The 20,180-nt window shown below is 72.1% G+C and carries 12 protein-coding genes; 8 read left to right on the plus strand and 4 right to left on the minus strand.

Translation table 11 applies throughout. The features are described 5' to 3' along the window. Positions 1-39: 39 nt before the first annotated feature. On the plus strand, positions 40-969 hold the full coding sequence (locus tag AB0K08_RS05995) for a LysR family transcriptional regulator (RefSeq protein WP_363352618.1): 930 nt from the start codon (positions 40-42) through the stop codon (positions 967-969). A 10-nt stretch (positions 970-979) separates the two neighbouring features. On the opposite strand, the gene AB0K08_RS06000 is transcribed toward AB0K08_RS05995, so the two are convergent. After that, positions 980-1,450, minus strand: a complete 471-nt coding sequence (locus AB0K08_RS06000) for a nuclear transport factor 2 family protein (protein WP_363352619.1) — start codon at positions 1,448-1,450, stop codon at positions 980-982. 45 nt (positions 1,451-1,495) lie between these two features. On the opposite strand from AB0K08_RS06000, the gene rlmH reads away from it, so the two are divergent. Next, entirely contained in the window at positions 1,496-1,954 is a 459-nt protein-coding gene (rlmH, locus tag AB0K08_RS06005) for a 23S rRNA (pseudouridine(1915)-N(3))-methyltransferase RlmH (RefSeq protein ID WP_363352620.1), read from the plus strand. Here rlmH and AB0K08_RS06010 read toward each other — a convergent pair whose 3' ends face one another. Further along, positions 1,955-2,440, minus strand: coding sequence for a MarR family transcriptional regulator (locus AB0K08_RS06010; protein ID WP_363352621.1), 486 nt, complete (start codon positions 2,438-2,440; stop codon positions 1,955-1,957). 230 nt (positions 2,441-2,670) lie between these two features. On the opposite strand from AB0K08_RS06010, the gene AB0K08_RS06015 reads away from it, so the two are divergent. Genes AB0K08_RS06015 through AB0K08_RS06025 form a run of 3 tightly spaced genes read left to right on the plus strand, consistent with a single transcriptional unit; the run spans position 2,671 to position 6,859 of the window. Then, on the plus strand, positions 2,671-4,335 hold the full coding sequence (locus AB0K08_RS06015; RefSeq protein ID WP_363352622.1) for an AMP-binding protein: 1,665 nt from the start codon (positions 2,671-2,673) through the stop codon (positions 4,333-4,335). Further along, a complete protein-coding gene (locus AB0K08_RS06020; protein WP_363352623.1) occupies positions 4,332-5,513 on the plus strand; it encodes an acyl-CoA dehydrogenase family protein in 1,182 nt (393 codons plus the stop codon). The genes AB0K08_RS06015 and AB0K08_RS06020 overlap by 4 nt, the downstream gene beginning before the upstream one ends. Before the next feature lie 14 nt (positions 5,514-5,527). Further along, entirely contained in the window at positions 5,528-6,859 is a 1,332-nt protein-coding gene (locus AB0K08_RS06025; RefSeq protein ID WP_363352624.1) for an MFS transporter, read from the plus strand. Positions 6,860-6,902: 43 nt separating this feature from the next. On the opposite strand, the gene AB0K08_RS06030 is transcribed toward AB0K08_RS06025, so the two are convergent. After that, on the minus strand, positions 6,903-7,166 hold the full coding sequence (locus AB0K08_RS06030) for a hypothetical protein (RefSeq protein ID WP_363352625.1): 264 nt from the start codon (positions 7,164-7,166) through the stop codon (positions 6,903-6,905). A gap of 63 nt (positions 7,167-7,229) precedes the next feature. Here AB0K08_RS06030 and AB0K08_RS06035 point away from each other — a divergent pair, with 63 nt between their 5' ends. Genes AB0K08_RS06035 through AB0K08_RS06045 form a run of 3 tightly spaced genes read left to right on the plus strand, consistent with a single transcriptional unit; the run spans position 7,230 to position 14,595 of the window. Then, a complete protein-coding gene (locus AB0K08_RS06035) occupies positions 7,230-12,416 on the plus strand; it encodes an ATP-dependent helicase (protein WP_363352626.1) in 5,187 nt (1,728 codons plus the stop codon). Beyond that, entirely contained in the window at positions 12,403-13,368 is a 966-nt protein-coding gene (locus tag AB0K08_RS06040) for a DNA-formamidopyrimidine glycosylase family protein (RefSeq protein WP_363352627.1), read from the plus strand. The genes AB0K08_RS06035 and AB0K08_RS06040 overlap by 14 nt, the downstream gene beginning before the upstream one ends. Before the next feature lie 36 nt (positions 13,369-13,404). Next, positions 13,405-14,595 carry a sugar phosphate nucleotidyltransferase gene (locus AB0K08_RS06045; RefSeq protein ID WP_363352628.1) on the plus strand — a complete coding sequence of 397 codons (1,191 nt, stop codon included), beginning with the start codon at positions 13,405-13,407 and terminating at the stop codon, positions 14,593-14,595. Positions 14,596-14,627: 32 nt separating this feature from the next. On the opposite strand, the gene AB0K08_RS06050 is transcribed toward AB0K08_RS06045, so the two are convergent. Continuing rightward, a complete protein-coding gene (locus AB0K08_RS06050; protein ID WP_363352629.1) occupies positions 14,628-20,180 on the minus strand; it encodes a carboxyl transferase domain-containing protein in 5,553 nt (1,850 codons plus the stop codon).

Here is a 20,180-nt window from a genome sequence, read left to right on the forward strand (position 1 = left end):
TAAGAATTGCTTATCGCTATCATGCCGACGGGAGAGCCCATGGACCTCAACCTGGTGCGGACCTTCGTGGCCGTCTACGAGGCCCGGAACCTGACCCGCGCCGCCGCGCGCCTCTACGTGTCCCAGCCGGCGGTCAGCCAGGCGCTGGCCAAGCTGCGCCGCGCGCTGGCGGATCCGCTGTTCGCGCGGACCGGTCGCACCATGGAGCCCACGCCCCTGGCCCACTCGGTCTACCCGGGATTCCGAGACTCCCTGGTGTCAATCGACCGGGCACTGGACACCGTGCACACCTTCGACCCGCGGACCTCGGACCATCGATTCCGGGTGGCCATGTCCGAGCTGGGTGAGATCGGCTATTTCCCGGCCCTGTTCTCCGCGACCCGCGCCGAGGCACCCCGGGTGAGCGTCGACGTCGTGCCCCTGGACCTGGACCGGCTGCCCGCCTGGCTCGCGCGCGGGACCGTCGACCTGGCCGTCACCTCCCTGCCGCTGACCGGCAGTTTCGAGCACGAGGTGCTCAAGTCCGAGGGATACGTGGCCCTGATGGGCCGCGGGCACCCGCTGGCCGGGCACGACGTCGGCCTGTCCGGATACCTCGACGCCCACCATGCGGTGGTGTCCGGCGATTCGGGCCGGCCCACGCTGGAGGCGGCGTTGCGGCGCCTGGGCGCCTCGATCTCGCCGGCCGCCACCGTCAACCACTTCGCCTCCCTGCCGGCGCTGCTGGCCACCCGGGACGACCTGATCGCCACGGTGCCGGTGTCGATCGCGACCGGCTGGGCCGCCACCTGGCCGTTGACCCTGCGGGAGCTGCCCTTCGAGCTGACCGGGGCCGAGGTCTCGCTGCTGCGGCGCACCACGGCCCAGCACGCTGCGGCCCTGGACTGGTTCCACCGCACCGTGCTGCGGGCGCTGCGCGGGGAGCCCGGGGAGTTCTCGGCCATCGGCGCACCCCCTCCTGGGGGATGAGGCGGAGAAGCTAGCGCAGCGGGATGTCCCGGTCGCGCTCCCCCTCGGGCCGGGGTCCGAGGACCCGCCGGTCGCCGGCGTCGATGGCGAGGTCGTTGATGCTGGCCTCACGGCGGCGCATCAGCCCGTCATCGTCGAATTCCCACAGTTCGTTGCCGTAGCTGCGCCACCACTGACCGTCCCGGTCCCGGGATTCGTACTGGAACCGGACCGCAATCCGGTTCCCGGAGAAGCTCCACAGGCTCTTGCGCAGGGCGTAGTCGAGCTCGCGCTCCCATTTGGCGGTGAGAAATCCGACGATCTCCTCCCGGCCCCGCACGAACTGGTCCCGGTTGCGCCACTCCGAATCCACCGTGTACGCCAGCGCGACCCGGTGCGGGTCCCTGGTGTTCCAGGCGTCCTCGGCACCCTGGACCTTCTGCCGGGCGGTGTCCTCGGTGAAGGGCGGGAAGGGCGGTCGCGGTTCCGACGTCTCAGTCATGATGTCCAACTCACTCTCGGCTCGGTGTCCTGACAGGATGGTCCCATGAGCGTGAAGGTCCTGGCCATCGGCAAGAAGCATGAGTCCTGGGTGTCTGCGGGGATCGACCGCTACGCCCAGCGCCTGAAGAAGCCCTTCGACCTCACCTGGCAGCTCCTCCCCCATTCCGCCCGCGAGGGCGACACCGCCCGTCAGGAGGAGTCCACCCGGATCCTGGCCAAGGTCGGCGAGCGCGACCACGTGGTGCTGCTGGACGAGCGGGGCCGGAACGTGGACTCCCCTGCACTGGCACAGCACCTGCAGGGCCGGTTCGATGCCGGACAGGCGGTCACCGTGGTGATCGGCGGGGCCTACGGCGTGGACGAGACGGTGCACGCCCGCGCCGACTTCGTCTGGTCCCTGTCGAAACTGGTCTTCCCGCACCAGTTGGTGCGCCTCATCCTGACCGAACAGCTGTACCGCGCCCAGGAGATCGCCGGCGGGCGGCCCTACCACCACGTGTGATCAGCGAGGCAACCCGGGCAGCGCTGTCCGGCAGGAGCGGAGGAAGTCCGCGAACTGGCTGCGTTCTGCGGGCGGGATCGCGGCCAGGAGCCTCGACTCGAGTTCGGACACCGGCCCACGGGCGGACTCGAGGACCTTCCGGCCCTTCGGCGTCAGGAAGAGGGGGAAACGCCGTGCGTTCTCCGGATCCCGGTCCCGGCGTACGTGGCCGATCTCGATCAACGGCGTCATCGTCTCGGCCATGGACTGTGCCCTGACGAAGGACCGGCGGGCCAATTCTGAGGAGGTGATCCCGGGCCAGCGGTCCAGCACGGACAAGGCGGTGTACTGGGCCGTGGACAGCCCGGCCCCCTGCTGGGTGGCCTGCTCCAGGGGGACACGCAACCCCAGCTCCAACTGCTTGATGGTGTAGATGAACCAGCCCTCCACCGGCTCCGGGCGTGGCGTCCCAGCCCCCCGGTCTCCATGTCCCTGCGGAACGTCCATCGTTCTCCCGTGTCTGACAGGCGGATTCCGCCCGATTGCGCCTCAACCTAACACGGCCGAATGTATCAGGCAGCCTGAAACATCTGTCGAGGACCCACCCCGGTCGTGGGCCCCGGAAGCCGGCCTCCGTCACCCCTTGGGGCCCTTGACTATCGTTTCAGGATCCCTGAAACTCAGGGTGGTGCACATCACGAACGGAACCGCCGCCAGCGCACCACAGGAGCCATGGAATGTATGAGAACTACGCCGTCCTCTGGAACCGCATCGCCGAGCGGGCACCCCACCTGACGGCGATCCGGTCCGATCACCGCGATCTCACCTATGGAGACCTCGAGCACCTCGCCTCCGTCGTCGCGGACCGGCTCACCGCCCAGGGGGTGGGACGCGGGGACCGGGTCGCGTTCTTCCTCCACAACACCGCCGAGTACCTCGTGCTGTTCTACGCCTGCCTCAAGCTCGAGGCGGTCCCGGTGTCCGTGAACTTCCGGTACCGGGGCGCCGAGCTGGCCGAGTTGCTCAGGGCCTGCGAGCCGAGGGTGCTCGCCTATGGCTCCGCCTATCGGCCGGCGGTCCAGGACGCCGTACAGCTCCTGGACGGCAGCGCCGCAGAGACCTTGAACCTGCTGGTCGAGATCGGCTCCGGGGCGTCCCTCTCCGGCGAACCCGGCGTGGAACGCCTCCGGTTCGAGGACCTGGCCACCCCCGTCGACCGGGACGGACGCCGCAACGCCCCGGAGCCCCGCCCCGATCCGAGCCGGGACGCCGAGCTGTACATCTTCACCGGCGGGACCACGGGCACCCCCAAGGCGGTCGTCTGGGGCATCGGCGATCTGCTGCACATCCAGCAGTCCTCGATCTACGGTCCGATGGGGCTCGAGCCGCCGGAAGACCTGGAGGCGGCCGTCGGCCTGGCCGTGGACGAGAGCATCCCGCGGGTCCGCACCCTGCCCCTGGCCCCCTTCATCCACGCCACCGCCCTGTTCAGCGCCATGAACACCCTCGCGGTGGGCGGAACGGTGGTCATCAACCCCAGCGCCAGCCTGGCCCCGTCAGCCGCGGCCCGGCTCATCGTGACCGAGGAGGTGACGAGACTCATCGTGGCCGGGGACGCCGTGGTGGTCCCCCTGCTGGAGGCCCTCGAGACCGAACAGGCCGCGTCGGCGCCGTCCCTGACCTCGGTCATCAGTTCCGGCATGCGGTTCAGCGACGACACCAAGCGCCGCATCCATGCCTTGGGCCGGGTGGCGATCGTGGACATCCTGGCCTCCACGGAGGGCGGGCCCTACGCCATGGCCACCACGACTGCTGCCGACGAGCTGCCGGGCCGATTCCAGCTGACGGAGGACGCCGTGGTCCTGGACCCGGACGAGCGGGACGTCCAGGACCAGCCCGGGGCCGTCGGCGTCCTGGCCTATCGCGGAGCCCTGCCCAAGGGCTACCTGAATGACCCGGTGAAGTCGGCAGAGACCTACCCCGTGATCAACGGGGTCCGGCACTGCTCGCCCGGCGACTACGTCCGGGTTCAGGAGCACGGGTACATCGAGCTGCTCGGCCGCGGGAGTTCCGTGGTGAACACGGGAGGTGAGAAGGTCTTCCCGGGCGAGGTCGAAGAGGTCCTGATGGAGCACCCTGGGGTGCTGGATGCGGTGGTCTTCGGAGCCCCCGACCCCGTCTGGGGAGAACGCGTGACGGCCGTGGTCGCCACCGCACCCAACGCCGCGGTCACCGAGCAGGATCTGCTCCACCATGTCGGCACTCGGTTGGCCGGGTACAAGAAGCCACGCACCCTGATCCTGCGGGACACCCTGGACCGGGGACCCTCCGGCAAGCTCAACATGCGCTCGCTCAAGGCCCTCGCCGCCCAGGACGCAACCGCCCACGGGGAACAGGCATGACCACCGGGTTCCTCGGCACCGCCGACTACTTCGGCTACGCGGACCTGCTCTCCGAGGCCGAGAAGACCGTGCTGGCCCGGCTGCGTTCCTTCCTGAAGGACGAGGCCGAGCCGGTCCTGGCCGACCACTGGGAACGCGGGGAGACCCCCTTGTTCCTCCGGGACCGGTTGGCCGGGTTGGACCTGGTGGACCCGGCCGAGATCCGGGCGGCCGGCGAATCCGTCAGGCCCCTGTACTCCGGCTTCCGCAACCTGGAGTTCTCCCGGGTGGACGGGTCCCTGGCGATCCTCTTCGGCGGCCAGGCCGGGATGTTCCGCACGGTGGTCGCCACCGGCGGCAACGAGGAGCAGTTGGAAGCCTGGGACGAGGACATCGCCAGCTTCAGGATGACCGGCTGCTTCGCCCTGACCGAGCCGGAGCACGGCTCGGACATCGCCCGCGGCGTGGAGACCGAGGCCCGCCGGGACGGCGAGGGGTGGATCCTCAACGGTGCCAAACGGTGGATCGGCAACGCCGCCTTCTCCGAGTACGTCGCCGTGGCCGCCAAGGACGCCGACGACGGCCAGGTCAAGGTCTTCCTCGCCCGCACCGACGACCCGGGCCTGGAGCTGACCAAGATCGAGGGCAAGACCTCACTGCGGATGGTCGACAACTCCGACATCCGCCTGCGTGACGTCCGGGTCCCCGAGACACACCGGCTGCAGCGGATCAACTCCTTCGCGGAACTCAACCGCGCCTTCGAGACGCTGCGCCCGGACGTCGTCTGGAACGCCACCGGACTGCAGCTCGGCCTCTACGAGACCGTCCTGGACTACACCCGCCAACGGCAACAGTTCGGCCGGCCCATCGCCTCGTTCCAGCTGGTCCAGGACCATCTCGTGACCATGCTCGGCAACACCAACGCCTCCCTGGCCCTCGCCGTCCGGCTGTCCCAGCTGGCAGCGGCGGGCGGGGTCAGCGGCGAGCAGGCCACCCTGGCCAAGACCTGGGTCTGCCGCCACATGCGCCAGACCGCCGCCCTGGGCCGTGAACTGATGGGCGGCAACGGCATCCTGCTGGACCACAAGGCGGCACGGTTCCATGCCAACGCGGAATCCCTCTACACCTTCGAGGGCACCGACCAGATCAACACCCTCATCGTCGGCCGTGACATCACCGGCCACAGCGCCTTCCTGTAGAAACGGAGCAGATCATGACCCAACACCACACCCCTGTCAGATCCGAGGCAGAGAGGGGCCGGGAGGCCCGCCGTGTCATCGGGGCGACGTTCCTGGGCACCACCATCGAGTGGTACGACTTCTTCCTCTATGCCGCGTCGGCCGCCCTGATCTTCGGCCCGCAGTTCTTCCCCTCGGATGACCCGACGGCCAGCCAGCTGGGGGCCTTCGCCACCTTTGCCTTCGGGTTCATCGCCCGACCGGTCGGCGGAATCCTCGCCGGGCACTTCGGGGACCGCATCGGACGCAAGCGCATGCTCGTCCTCTCGCTCTACCTGATGGGCGGTGCCACCGTCCTGATCGGGTTGATCCCCACCTTCGAGTCCATCGGCATGTGGGCACCCGCCCTGCTCACCGTACTCCGGCTCATCCAGGGCCTGGGCGTCGGAGCCGAATGGGGAGGTGCCGTGACGATGGCCATCGAACATGCGCCCGCCGACAAGAGGTCCCTGTACGGAGCCGCCCCGACCATGGGGCTGCCCGCAGGCCTGATGCTGGCCAACCTCATGCTCATCATCCTGATGGCCGTCACCGGGCCCGCCTTCCTGGAATGGGGCTGGCGGATCGCCTTCGTCATCAGCTTCCTGCTGGTCGTCGTCGGCATCTGGGCCCGCCGCCGGCTCGGCGAGAGCCCGCTGTTCGAGGAGTCGGTCAAGAACGAACCGGCCAAGGTCCCCTTCCTCGAGGTCTTCAAGGGCTTCACCCCCCAGTTGCTGCTGACCATCTTCGTCGCCGGCGTCCCCTCGATCCTGTCCTACATCGTGCTGACCTGGGCTTTGTCCTATGGAACGGTCGAGATCGGCTACTCCCAGTCCTCGTTGCTGTGGATCGGGATCGCCTGCTGCGTCCTGCAGATCATCATGCTGCCCCTGCTGGCCCGGCGCGCTGACCGCACCGGCCTGACCCGGATGGCCGCACTGGGCGCCGTCCTCATGGCGGTCACGGCGCTGCTGTTCTTCCCGCTGTTCAACACGGGGAACATCTGGCTGGCCGCGCTGGCCACCATCCTGGCCCACGCCTCCACGTCCTTCGCGTGGTCCGTGGTCCCGCCGATCCTGACCCAGGCCTTCCCCGCCAACATCCGGTACTCCGGCATCAGCATGGCCTACCAGTTCGGCGCCATCGTCGGCGGCGGCTTCGCCCCGCTCATCGCCACCTCACTGCTCGCGCAGACCGGCTCGAGTTGGTCCGTCGCCCTCTACGTGGTCTTTGCGGCTCTCGTGATGCTTGCCAGCACTCTGGCGCTGTCCCGCTTCCGGACCCACCGCGACTATGCGGATGACGTCACCGCCGGCGAAGGTACCTGACACGGCGCCCAGCTCACGATGCTGGCCGTCCCGTGCCGGAGGATCAGTACAGGCGCCCGGTGTCCACGATCCGCTGGGCGTCGTCTGAGGAGATCCGGGCGAAGGACGCAATCCGGCCCACCGGCATTCCGGCGACTGAGGCCTCCTGGACCACGGGAATCAGCTCCCGGACCGCGCGCTGCAGTTCGGACTGCGCCCTGCCCACGCGATCCGCGCTGGTATCCAGTCGCCGTTCGAGCTCGTCCATCGCGGGATCGTCACGCTCAACCGCAGGGTCGTCCGTGAACTCGAATCGCCAATCGCTCATGCAGTGATCGTGCCACGCCCTGACGGCACTATCCCGTCCGCGCCCCGGCGTAGCATGGCCGCAATGGCCCGACACCCACAGCCTGACACCGCACCGGACCCCGCACCGGACCTCGTGGAACAGCCCACGGCGGACGAGGTCCTGGCCCGCTTCACCCCCGCCACCCGCGAGTGGTTCGCGGGGGCCTTCGCCGCGCCGACCACCGCCCAGATCGGCGCCTGGGACGCCATCTCCTCGGGCCAGCACGCGCTCGTGGTGGCCCCCACCGGTTCGGGCAAGACGCTGTCCGCGTTCCTCTGGGCCCTCGACGGGTTCCTGCGCGCCCCGGCCGGGGACACCATCGCCTCCGGCGGGCCGAACGCGCCGGGCGAGCGGACGGCGTCGGACACCTCGGCAGCCGGGGCGGCGGGCGGGGCGACGGCCGAAAAGAAAGCCGGCAAGAAGCCGAAGAACCTGACCCGTGTCCTCTACATCTCCCCGCTCAAGGCCCTCGGCGTGGACGTGGAGCGCAACCTGCGCACGCCCCTGATCGGCATCACGCAGACGGCCCGGCGGCTCGGCGAGGAGCCGCCGGAGGTCCGGGTGGGCGTGCGGTCCGGGGACACCCCGGCCCGCGAGCGCCGGCAGCTGGCCAGCCATCCGCCGGACATCCTGATCACCACCCCCGAGTCGCTCTACCTCATGCTGACCTCCCAGGCCCGGGCCACGCTCGCGGGGGTCGAGACGGTGATCGTGGACGAGGTGCACGCGGTGGCCGGCACCAAGCGCGGCGCCCACCTGGCGGTCTCCCTCGAACGCCTCGACGCCCTGCTGGAGGCACCCGCCCAGCGCATCGGGCTCTCCGCCACGGTGGAACCCCGCGAGGAGGTGGCGCGGTTCCTCGGCGGGATCCAGCCGGTGCGGGTGGTGGCCCCGGCCTCCACCAAGTCCTGGGACGTCCACGTCACGGTCCCGGTGCCGGACATGACCCAGTTGCCCTCCGCCCCGGCCGCCCATGACCTCGGGCCGGGGTCCGGCCTGCAGGCCAACGCCTCGATCTGGCCGCACGTGGAGGAGCGGATCGTGGACCTGGTGGCCGCCAACCGGTCCACCATCGTCTTCGCCAACTCCCGCCGCCTGGCCGAGCGGCTGACCGGGCGCCTCAACGAGATCTGGGAGGAACGCCAGCAACCGCCCGACGGCGGCGCCCCCTCCCAGCCCGAGGGCGCCTCCCAGCCGGACGGCACCGCGGAGCACCTCGTCAGCCCCCGTGCGCACGCACCCCGCCACGCGCCCGCCGAGCTGATGGGCGGATCGGGTCAGTCGGCCGGCCATGCCTCCCAGGGCAGCGAGGCCGAGTTCGCCCGGGCCCACCACGGCTCGGTGTCCAAGGAACAGCGGGCTCTGATCGAGGACGCCCTGAAGTCCGGCACCCTGCGGTGCGTGGTGGCCACCAGCTCGCTGGAGCTCGGGATCGACATGGGCGCGGTGGACCTGGTGGTCCAGGTGGAGTCCCCGCCCTCGGTGGCCTCGGGGCTGCAGCGGGTGGGCCGCGCCGGGCACCAGGTCGGGGAGACCTCCACGGGCTGGTTCTTCCCCAAGCACCGCGGCGACCTCGTGGACTCCGCCGTGGTGGTGGAACGCATGCTCGCCGGGCAGATCGAGCGGATGTCCGTCCCGGCCAACCCGCTGGACATCCTGGCCCAGCAGACGGTGGCCGCCTGCGCCCTGGAGGACCTGGACGTGGAGGCCTGGTTCGATACGCTCCGCCGCAGCGCCCCCTTCGCCGCCCTGCCCCATTCGGCCTATGAGTCCGTGCTGGACCTGCTCTCCGGCCGCTACCCCTCGGACGAGTTCGCCGAGCTGCGCCCCCGCGTGGTCTGGGACCGCGAGGCCGGCACCCTCACCGGCCGGACGGGCTCGCAGTGGCTCGCCGTCACCTCCGGCGGCACCATCCCGGACCGGGGGCTCTTCGGCGTCTTCCTGGCCGGCACGGAGGACGAGAAGGCCGGCACCGCCCGCACGGGTGGGCGCCGGGTGGGTGAACTGGACGAGGAGATGGTCTACGAGTCCCGCGTGGGAGACGTGATCGTCCTGGGGGCCACCAGCTGGCAGATCCAGGACATCACCCACGACCGGGTGCTCGTGGTCCCGGCCTTCGGCCAACCCGGCCGGCTGCCGTTCTGGCGTGGTGACGCCGAGGGGCGCCCCGTCGAGCTGGGTGAGGCGGTCGGTGCCTTCCGGCGGGAGGTGGCGGGCGCCGCCGAAAGCCGGGCCGCCGCGCCGGAAGCCGGGCCGGCCGGCGTCGGGACTCCCTCCGCGGACCGGCTGGCGGCCGCCGGACTGGACGAGTGGGCTCGGGACAACCTGACCGCCTACCTGGCCGAGCAACAGGAGGCCACGGGCCAGCTGCCCACGGAGAAGACCCTCGTGGTGGAGCGCTTCCATGATGAGCTCGGGGACTGGCGCGTGGTGCTGCACTCGCCCTACGGGATGCCGGTGCACGCCCCGTGGGCGCTGGCCGTGGGGGCGCGGCTGCACGCGAGGTACGGGATGGACGGCTCGGCCATGGCCGCCGACGACGGGATCGTGCTGCGGGTGCCGATGATGGAGGACGAGCCGCCCGGGGCGGAGCTGTTCCTGTTCACCGCGGAGGAGCTCGAGGAAATCGTCACCGCAGAGGTGGGCGGTTCGGCCCTGTTCGCCGCCCGGTTCCGGGAGAACGCCGCCCGCGCCCTGCTGCTGCCCCGCCGGGACCCGGGCCAGCGCACCCCGCTGTGGCAACAGCGCCAGCGCTCGGCCCAGCTGCTCGAGGTCGCCCGGAAGTACCCGCAGTTCCCGATCATCCTCGAGACCGTCCGCGAGTGCCTGCAAGACGTCTACGACCTGCCCGCCCTGAAGGACATCGCCACCCGGATCGAGGCGAGGTCGCTGCGGCTCGTGGAGACCACCACGGCCTCCCCCTCCCCCTTCGCGCAGTCGCTGCTGTTCGGCTACGTGGCCCAGTTCATCTACGAGGGCGACTCCCCCCTGGCCGAGCGCCGCGCCGCCGCCCTGTCCCTGGACCCCGGCCTGCTCAACGAGCTGCTGGGCCGGGCCGAGCTGCGGGACCTGCTGGACCCCGAGGTGATGGCCTCCGTGGAGGCGGACCTGCAGCGGCTCTCCCCGGACCGCCGGGTCAAGGGCGTCGAGGGGCTGGCCGACCTCCTGCGCCTGCTCGGGCCGTTGACCGCGCAGGAGGCCGCGGCCCGGTTCGCGGGAGACGACGACGTCACCGCGCTGCTGGACCGGCTCGTCTCCACGAACCGCGCCCTGACGGTGCGCCTGGCCGGCACCACCCGCTATGCCGCCGTCGAGGACGCCGCACGGCTGCGGGACGCCCTCGGGGTGGCCCTGCCGATGGGCATACCGGTCGCGTTCATCGAACCGGTCGCGGACCCGCTCGGGGACCTCGTCTCCCGCTACGCCCGCACCCACGGCCCCTTCACCGCCGCCGAGGCCGGGGCCGCGCTGGGACTGGGCGCCGCCGTCGTCCTCCAAGTCCTGCAGCGGCTCGCCGCGGAGCACCGGGTGAGCGAGGGACAGTTCCGGCCCGGGGCCGGCGAGCACGGCACCGGCGGTCCGCTCGAGGCCGAGTGGTGCGAGGTCGAGGTCCTGCGGCGCATCCGCCGCCGCTCCCTGGCCGCCCTGCGCGCCGAGGTCGAGCCGGTGGAACAGTCCGGCTACGCCCGGTTCCTCGCCGACTGGCAGCACCTGTCCCCGCCGCCTGGCGGCGGATCGCCGGCCACCCTGCGGGGGGTGGACGGCGTGGCCGCGGTCCTGGACCAGCTCTCCGGGGTCCCCGTCCCGGCCAGCGCCTGGGAGTCCCATGTGCTGCCGGCCCGCGTCCGCGACTACGCCCCGGCGATGCTGGACGAGCTGCTGGCCGCCGGCGAGTACCTGTTCTCCGGCACGGCGGCGAGCAGCGGCAACGACGGCTGGATCGCCTTCCACGGTGCCGAGACCGCCGACCTCTCCCTGACCCGGGCCGAGGACTTCGAGCCCGGCCCGGCCCACCGGGCCCTGCTGGAGGTGCTCGGCGGGGGCGGGGCCTGGTTCTTCGGCCAGCTCGCCGAACGCGCACGGGCCGTGGACCAGGGGCACGACGGCGGCGCGGCGGCCTCCGGAGGCCCGCTCCCGGCCGGTGCGGTGCGGCTGACCAGCGCCGATCTGCTGGCCGCCCTGTGGGACCTGGTGTGGGCCGGACGGGTCGGCAACGACACCTTCGCCCCGGTCCGCGGGCTGCTGGGCCAGGGCCGCACCGCGCACAAGTCCCGGTCCCGCTCGCCCCGGGCGCGCCCGGCCCGGCCGGGCCGGGGGGCGCGGCTCTCCCGGTTGCGGCGGCTCGAGGAGGCCACCGGCGGGATCGGGGCCGGCAGCGGCTCTGCCGACGGCACCGGCCTGGCCGCGGTCCCCGCCGCCACCGGCCTGATGGATGATCTGGGCCCCGCCGACGCGGCACGGGCCGCCGGACGCTGGACCCTGGTGCCCGCCCCGATCCACGACCCGACCGTGCGGGCCCATGCCACCGCCGAGTACCTGCTGGACCGCTACGGCGTGATCACCCGCGGCTCCGTGATGGCCGAGGAGGTCCCCGGTGGCTTCGCCACCCAGTACCGGCTGCTGACCCGGATGGAGGAGGCCGGCCAGGTGCGCCGCGGCTACTACATCGAGCACCTCGGCGCCGCCCAGTTCTCCACCGGCGCCACCGTGGACCGGCTGCGGGGCTTCGCCCGGCAGGACGTGGCAGACAGCTCGGGCACCTCGGAGTCCGGGGATCCCGCCCCCTGGCGGGCGCCGTCGCAGAACTCCCGGCCGGCCCCGGCCACGCCGGCCGTGGCGCTGGCCGCCACCGATCCGGCCAACCCCTACGGGGCCGCCCTGCCGTGGCCGGAGATCCCCACCGGGTCCGACGGCGTGCGGCCCACGGGGCAGCGGCCCGGCCGGAAGGCGGGCGCCGTGGTGGTGCTCGTGGCCGGGGAACTGGCACTCTACGTGGAGCGCGGCGGCCGGACCCTGCTGCTGTTCACCGAGGAGGAGTCCGCGCTGGCACCACTGGCCACCGCGCTGGGCTGGGCGCTGCACACCGCGCGGGTGGAGAAGATGTCGCTGGAGAAGGTCAACGGGCTGCCCCTGACGGGCACGCCCCTGGCCGCCGCACTGCTGGAGGCGGGGTTCTACTCCTCGCCCTCCGGCCTGAGGTTCAGGTCCTCCACCCATGCCCGAGGGTGATTCGCTGGTCCGGCTCGCCGACCGCCTGCGGCCGGTGCTGGCGGGCCGCCAGCTGGAACGGACTGACTTCCGGGTACCCCGGCTGGCCACCCTCGACCTGTCCGGGGCGAGGATCCACTCGGTGCGCCCCCGGGCGAAGTACCTGCTGATGGACGCCGGAGAGCTGACGGTCCTCTCGCACCTGAAGATGGAGGGGCGGTGGGAGGCCTATCCGCGCCTGGACGCCGCCGGTGGCCGGCTGACCCCGCGCTGGCGGCACCCCGGCTGGCAGGCGCGGTGCGTGCTGGAGACCGAGCGGGACCAGGTGGTCGGGTTCCAGCTCGGGCTGCTCGAGGTGCTGCCCACGGCCGGGGTGGCCGAGCGCCTGGGCTTCCTGGGCCCCGACCTGCTCGACCCGGACTGGGCGGATCCGGGCGGGGCGGATCCGGGCGGAGACCTGCTCGCGGAGGCCGTCCTCCGGATCGCCGCGGCGGCGGACCGGCCGATCGGGCTGGCCCTGCTGGACCAGCGGCTGGTCTCCGGGATCGGGAACATCTACCGCTGCGAGGCCCTGCTGCTGGCCGGGCTGGACCCGCACCGCCCCGTCGCCTCGGTGCCGGACCTGCCCGGGTTGATCACCCTGACCCGGGACCTGATGCGCGTCAACACGCGGCCCGCCGGACCCGGCCGCCCTGCGCCGCGGCGCACCACCACGGGCGTGGCCCCGGACCCGACGGCCCCCTACGGGGTGCGCGTGCCGGGCGCGGGCACCGCGGGACGGGAGGCGACAGCGGCAGGTGCGGCGCCGCCGTCGGGCCCGAGGCCAGGACGGGGCCGCGAGCCCCACTACTGGGTGTACGGCCGGCGCCGGGAGGGCTGCCTGCGCTGCGGCGGACCGGTCACCGTGGAGGACTTCGGCGATCTCCCGGGCCAGGACCGTACCCTGTACTGGTGCAGGCACTGCCAGCGATGATCGTTCCCCCACCCCTTCCCTGAGAGGACGCTTCCGATGGCCGACCCCTTTCCGCAGGACTGGGCCCACTCCACGGTGGCCCTCGTGCTGGCCGGAGGCCGGGGCAGCCGGCTGGCCCCGCTGACGGAGGCCCGGTCCAAGCCCGCCGTCCCGGTGGCCGGACAGTACCGGCTCATCGACGTGGTCCTGTCCAACCTGGCCAACTCGGGGCTGCGCGACGTCTGGATCGTGGAGCAGTTCCGGCCCTTCACCCTCAACCAGCACCTGGCCGGAGGCCGGCCGTGGGACCTCGACGGCACCCGCCACGGGCTGCGCCTGCTGCCTCCCGCCGAGGGCCGGACCGAGGAGGGCTTCGCCGCCGGGAACGGCCACGCCCTGCTCCAGCAGATCCCGCTGCTGGAGGCCTTCGGCGCGGAGACGGTGGTGGTGCTCAGCGCCGACCAGCTCTACCAGTTCGACCTGCGCCCGGCCCTGGAGCAGCACCGGGCCGGCTCCGCGGAGCTGACCATGGTGACCACGCAGACGGATGAGGACCCGTCCCGGTTCGGGGTGGTGCAGGTGAACGCGCAGGGCGTGCCCACCCGCTACGACCACAAACCGGAACGCCCGGAGGGGCGCCTCGTGGCCACGGAGATCTTCATCTACGACGTGGCCGCCCTCGCCGAGGTGTCGCGGCACCTCGCGGCGGAGCAGGACGACCCGGAGGGCGACTCCCTGGGCGACTACGGCGAGACCATCGTCCCGCACTTCGTGGACCACCGCCGGACGCGGACCCACCGGATGGAGGGGTACTGGCGGGACATCGGCACCGTGGACGCCTATTTCAAGGCCCACATGGAGCTGCTGGACGGCACCGGCCTGGACCTGGGCCGGCCCGGCTGGCCCCTGGTGTCCAACCCGGAACCGGCCCCGCCGGCCTGGATCGACACCCGCGCGTCCGTCTCGGCCTCCTTCGTGGCACCGGGCTGCCGCATCCTCGGCGAGGTCGAGCACAGCGTCGTGGGCCCCGGGGTGGTCATCGAGGCCGGAGCCCGGGTGTCCCGGTCCGTACTGCTCGGGGACTGCGTGGTCCCCTCCGGGGCCGTGCTGGAGTCCGTGATCGCCGACGTCGGCGCACACGTCCCGGACGGACGGTCCGGCCGGACGCGGCCCGGCCCCGGCAACATCACCGTCCTGGTGCCCGCGGACCGCGGACCCCAGGGCCCGGATGAGACCACCGGCACCTGACGCCGGCCGGCGTCAGGTGCCGGAACCGGCCGCTACCGGGCGACCGGCTGTCCGGCGGCCAGTTCTCCGGAGCGCTGCCCGGCCACCCGCTCCAGGCCCCGTTCCACGGCATCCACCAGGTAGGGGCGGATCCGCTCGGCCGGCACGATGACATCCACGGAGCCGACCTCGCGGGCCCGCTCGATGTTGTGGATGCCGTCGAACTCCTGGCCCACCTCGGTGAGCTTCTCCGAGCGCACGGTGGAGCGCAGCTCGCCCAGCTGGACGCGCAGCCGGTTCCGGTCCGCGTCCGAGGCCTCGGCGATGGCCGCCTGCAGCTCGCTGATCCGCGGATCGGCCTCCGTGCGCCGGTTGACGTCGCGGGTGAAGACCACCGCCGCGGCGGAGGCGCCGCCCAGCACCGAGGCGTAGGAGCCCTCGATGGCGGCGACCTCCATGTTCTCGTTCAGCTGCCCCGAGAACACCACGAAGGCACCACCGTGGTACCGGGTGACCACGCAGAACACGATCGGACCGTCGAAGTTGACCACGGCCCGCCCGATCTCGGCGCCGAACTCCAGCTGCCACTGGCGCATCGACTCCGGCGAGCCGTCGAAGCCGGAGAGGTTGGCCAGCACCACCAGCGGGCGGTTGCCGCTGGCCGCGTTGATGGCCCGGGCCGTCTTCTTGGACGAGCGCGGGAACAACGTGCCGGCGGTCCACTGGTCCGGGCCGTCCGTCGGGTACTGACCCGTGCGGGGGACCGCGCGGGACTCGATGCCGATCAGGCTCACCGGGTATCCGCCCAGGTGGGCGTCGAAGACCACGGAGGTGTCGGCGTCGGCCATGTCCGCCCAGCGCTCCAGCACCCGGTGGTCCTGGTCCACCACGGCGCGCATCACCGTGCGGATGTCATAGGGCTTCTTCCGGTCCGGGTTCGCCTCGGCGGAGAAGATGTCCCCCACCGTGGTGAAGTCGCTGGACGGGTGGGTGTGCGGGAAGCTGCGCACATCCCGCTCCACCGGATCGGAGGTGGGCGCCTGGCGGGGGAAGCGCTCCCCCGGGGCCAGGTAGGCGTGCTCGTAGTGCGCGAACAGCACGTCCACGGCCGCGGCCAGGTTCGGCGCCCAGTACTGGGCCTGGCCGTTCGGGCCCATCACCCGGTCGTAGCCGCCGATCCCGAAGTTGTCCTCCGCCGAGACGCCGCCGGCGTAGTCCAGGGAGTGCTTGCCGGTGAGCACCATGGCGCTGTCCGGGGTCATCACCAGGATGCCCTTGGTGTGCATCAGCATGGTGGCCTCGGCGTTCCAGTACGGCTGGGCGCCCACGTTGATCCCGGCGACCACGATGTTGATCTCCCCGCCGCCCTGGGTGAAGGTGACGATCCTGCGCAGGGCCCGGGAGACCCAGTCCATGTTCTCGGTGCCGCGCTCCATGGAGATCTCCGCGCCGGCGGAGAGGGCGAACCACTCCACCGGGACGCCCCTCTGCTCGGCCAGGTCGATGGCCGCCACCACGCGGGCACACTCCGGCTCGGCCAGCGAGCCCAGGGCCCGGGTGGGATCGCCGAACAGCACCACGCGGGTCATCCCCTCCGGGTACAGCGGCGTCGGGGTGCTCACCACACCGGCGATGATCCCCGCCGTGTTCTGGCCGAAGGGGCGCTCCACCGGGACCAGCCGGCCCTCACCGTCCAGGTCGTGCTCGGTGAAGGTGCCCTCCGTCCCGGTGAGCAGCGGGACCATCTCGTACGGGTAGACGGTGCCGCGGGAGCGGGCCTTGCGGACCTTCTGCTCGTAGTCGTCCATCGGCTCCAGCGGATCCGTGACGGGCTCCGTCAGCTGCGTGGTGATGCGGCCGCCGGCGTCGAACACGTATCGCAGGGCCACCTCGCGCGGCTCGGTGTCCGCGGCGGAACGCACCCGGACGATCAGCGTGATCTCCTCCAGGCCGAGGCCCATGGCCAGGGAGCCGATGTTGCGGGCCACCACGTCCCGGACGTCCTCCACGTCCAGTTCGAACACCGGCCAGGCATAGAGCACCACGCGGTTCGCGGAGAGCCGCTTGCGGCTGCCGCGCTGGGCCTGGGCCCGGCGGATGCCGTTCAGGCAGGCCGCCACGGTGCGTTCGGCCATCGGCAGGCCGAGGACGCTGCCGTCCTCGTCGTACTCCGGGGTGAGGTCCCGGATCTCCGCCAGGGCCACCAACCGCTCGTCGGCGGGGTTGTCCTTCGCCACCAGGTGCAGCAGGTAGGTGTCCGTCTCGGCGGGCAGCCGGGTGCCGTGGAAGTTCTTCAGGCGCCACAGCTCCACGCGCTGACCGGTCAGCGGGTGCATGTCCCGCACCACCAGCTCCTCCGCCAGCCCGCCGTCGGCCGGCCGGAAGGTGAAGCGGTGGTGCGAGTCCACGGTCTCACCGCACATCGTGATGGTGACCCGGCGGACGCCCAACAGCCACGCGGCCCGCTCGAGCGCCAGCCGCAGCTGCTCGGACATCGCCTCCGGGTCCTGTGGGCGCCCGGGCCAGGCCAGGTACAGGTCCAGGACGATCTGCCCGGACATGCCCTCGGCCACCGGCCGCAGGTCCTCCAGGACCGTGGCCAGGTCCTCGACGGAGCCGACCGAGGAGATCAGGTCCAGCTGGTCCCCGCGCAGCTCGAAGGTCCCGGTCACCACCGGCCGGGTCCCGGCGGTGAAGGACTGGACCTGCTGCAGGTCGCGGATCTTGTAGTAGCGGCGGGTGACCACCTTGAGGAACTCGCGGACGCCGGTACCGTCGCCGTTGATGGCGTCCGCCAGCGGATCCAGCAGTGGCTCGGGGCCGGCCACCAGCTCGTCGAGACGGGCCTCGCGGTCGGCGGCGTCCGGGTTGGCGTCCAGGTACGCCACGGACCCGCGGGCCCGGTCATACACCCTCTCGCGCGCGGCGGAGATGCGGGGCTCCTCGAAGAGCCGGTAGCGAAGGCTCCGGGCCACGTCCCCGATCACCGGGTAGCGCGACTGGGTGGCCACCACGAGCCGGTCCAGGACCTCCTCGAGGCCCTCCGGGGTCTCCGCGGACGGCTCCCGGTCCTCGGTCCAGCGGTTCAGCAGCCCGGAGACGACCGGCAGCTGGTCCTCGATCCGCTGCTGGGCCAGGAAGATCCGGTAGACGGCCTGCTCCAGCTCCTGGGTGTGCTCCAGCCCGTCCACCTCATAGTGGCGCAGGGCATTGGCCAGCCGGTCCTGGAAGGCCTGGGGCAGGCCCTCCCGCTCCGGGTCCAGGGAGTGCAGGTACCGGTGGAAGTACTCGCGGGGGCTGTGCACCCGGGTCTCGATCTCGTCCTCCCCCAGGGCCGGCCGGTTGCGGGCCAGCTCGCAGAGGTCTGCGAACGTGGTCAGCACGTCCAGCTCCGCCGCCACGAGGGAATCCCCGTCCCCGCTCCCCGCACTGCCGTGCTCGCTGCGGGCGCAGGCCTCCTCGTAGGTGGACAGCAGGGCCCGGGCGCGCCGGGCGGTGACGTCGAAGCCGGTGATCATGGCGCGGAACGCGTCCAGCTGGGCGCGGGCACCGGCGTGCTGGTCGGCCGGTGCGGCCGAGACGTCCTCGTCGAAGGTGACCAGCGGCACCGAGGAGTCACCGGCCTGATCGTCCGCCGATTCCACCCGCACCAGGGAGGCACCGGCGTCGACCTGGGTGTTGACGGTGGCCAGGACCTCGCGGACCTGACCGGCAGCGGGGGCCCGCACGGCCGTCTCCATCTTCATGGACTCCAGCACCACCAGGACGTCCCCGGCCTGGACCTCGTCCCCCACGCGGACCGGCACGGCCATCACGACGGCCGGCGAGGGGGCACGGACCAGTCCGGCCTCGTCACGGCTGATGCGGTGGGAGATGCCGTCCACCTCGATCAGGTGCCCGCCGGCCCCGGCCACCGAGACCACCTGGAAGGTGCCCTTGCCGGTCACCACGCGCCGCTCGTATTCGGCCAGGCGCTCGATGTCCACCTGGGCGTCCACCTGGCCGTCCCCCTGCTCCGTGCTCACCCGGTAGCGGTGCGGGCCGACCTTGCCGACGGTGAACGAGTAAGGGTTGGACTGATACGCCAGCTCGACCCGGCGTCCCACGGTCTCGTCCGCCCGCGGCCGGCCGCCGTGCGCGGCGGCGAGGAAGCGCGTCCGTTCCAGGGCCTCCTCGTCCTCGTAGACCTCCACGGCGGCCGTCAGCAGGGCCACATCGGCCTGGGGGCTGGTGACCTTGACGGTGCCGGCGCCGGTGCGGTCCAGCCAGCCGGTGTCCGCCGAGGCCGTGACGAGCTCCTCGCGGTCCAGCAGGTCCAGCAGGAAGGACTTGGTGGTGGTGCCGCCCTCGATCACCACGGTGGTCTCCCGCAGGGCGGTGCGCAGCCGGGCGAGGGCCACGGAGCGGTTCGGTCCCCAGGCGATGATCTTGGCGACCATAGAGTCGAAGTCCGGCGGGATGACGTCCCCCTGGCCGATGCCGGTGTCCACCCGGATCCCGGGGCCCAGCGGCAGGTCCAGGAGCCGGACGGTGCCCGGGGCGGCGGCGAACTCGTTGTCCGCGTCCTCGGCGTTGAGACGGGCCTCGACAGCATGGCCGGACTCCGCGGGGGCGTCCCCGGCGAGCTGCTCGCCGGCCGCCACGAGGATCTGCAGCTTGACCAGGTCCAGGCCGGTGGTGGCCTCCGTGATCGGGTGCTCGACCTGCAGGCGGGTGTTGACCTCGAGGAAGGTGAAGAGCTGCTGTTCGGGCTGGTAGAGGTACTCCACCGTGCCGGCGCCCCGGTACCCGGCCGCGAGCACGAGTTGGCCGGAGACCTCCCGCAGGTGCTGGGACTGCTCCTCGGTCAGCAGCGGCGAGGACGACTCCTCGATCACCTTCTGGTTGCGCCGCTGGATGGAGCAGTCGCGGACGCCGGGCGCCCAGACGTTGCCGTGGTTGTCCGCGATGACCTGGACCTCCACGTGCCGGGCCTCCGTGACCAGCCGCTCCATGAACACGACCGGGTCCCCGAAGGAACGCTGCGCCTCGCCCTGGGTGCGCTCGAACGCCACCTCGAGCTCGTCCTCGGAGTAGACCTTGCGGATGCCGCGGCCCCCACCGCCGCTGCGGGCCTTGATGATCAGCGGGTAGCCGATGTTCTGCGCGTGCCGCCGCGCATCCGCCAATGACTCCACGGGCCCGCGGCTCCACGCGGCGACCGGCACGCCGACGTCCTCGGCGAGCAGCTTCGCGGTGACCTTGTCACCGAGCCGGCGCATTGACTCGGCGGAGGGACCGATCAGCGTGATGCCCAGGGAGGCCACCAGCTCGGCGAAGGCGGGGTCCTCCGCCACGAAGCCCCAGCCCACCCACACGGCGTCCGCACGGGAGAGCCGCAGCACGCGCTCGAGCTCGGCGTAGTCCAGGTAGGGGGAGCCGGGGCCGTCACCGCGCAGCGCGATGGCCTCGTCGGCCTGGCGGACGAACATCGCCCGCCGCTCGGCCTCCGTGTGGAGGGCGATGGTGCGTATGCCGTAGGGGTGTTCGGCGTTCATCTCGCGCACCGCGCGGATGAGGCGCACGGCGGCCTCGCCGCGGTTGACCACTGCAATCCGTTCGAACAT

Source organism: Citricoccus sp. NPDC055426, assembly GCF_040677445.1.
In the GTDB taxonomy this organism is placed as follows: Bacteria; Actinomycetota; Actinomycetes; order Actinomycetales; family Micrococcaceae; genus Citricoccus.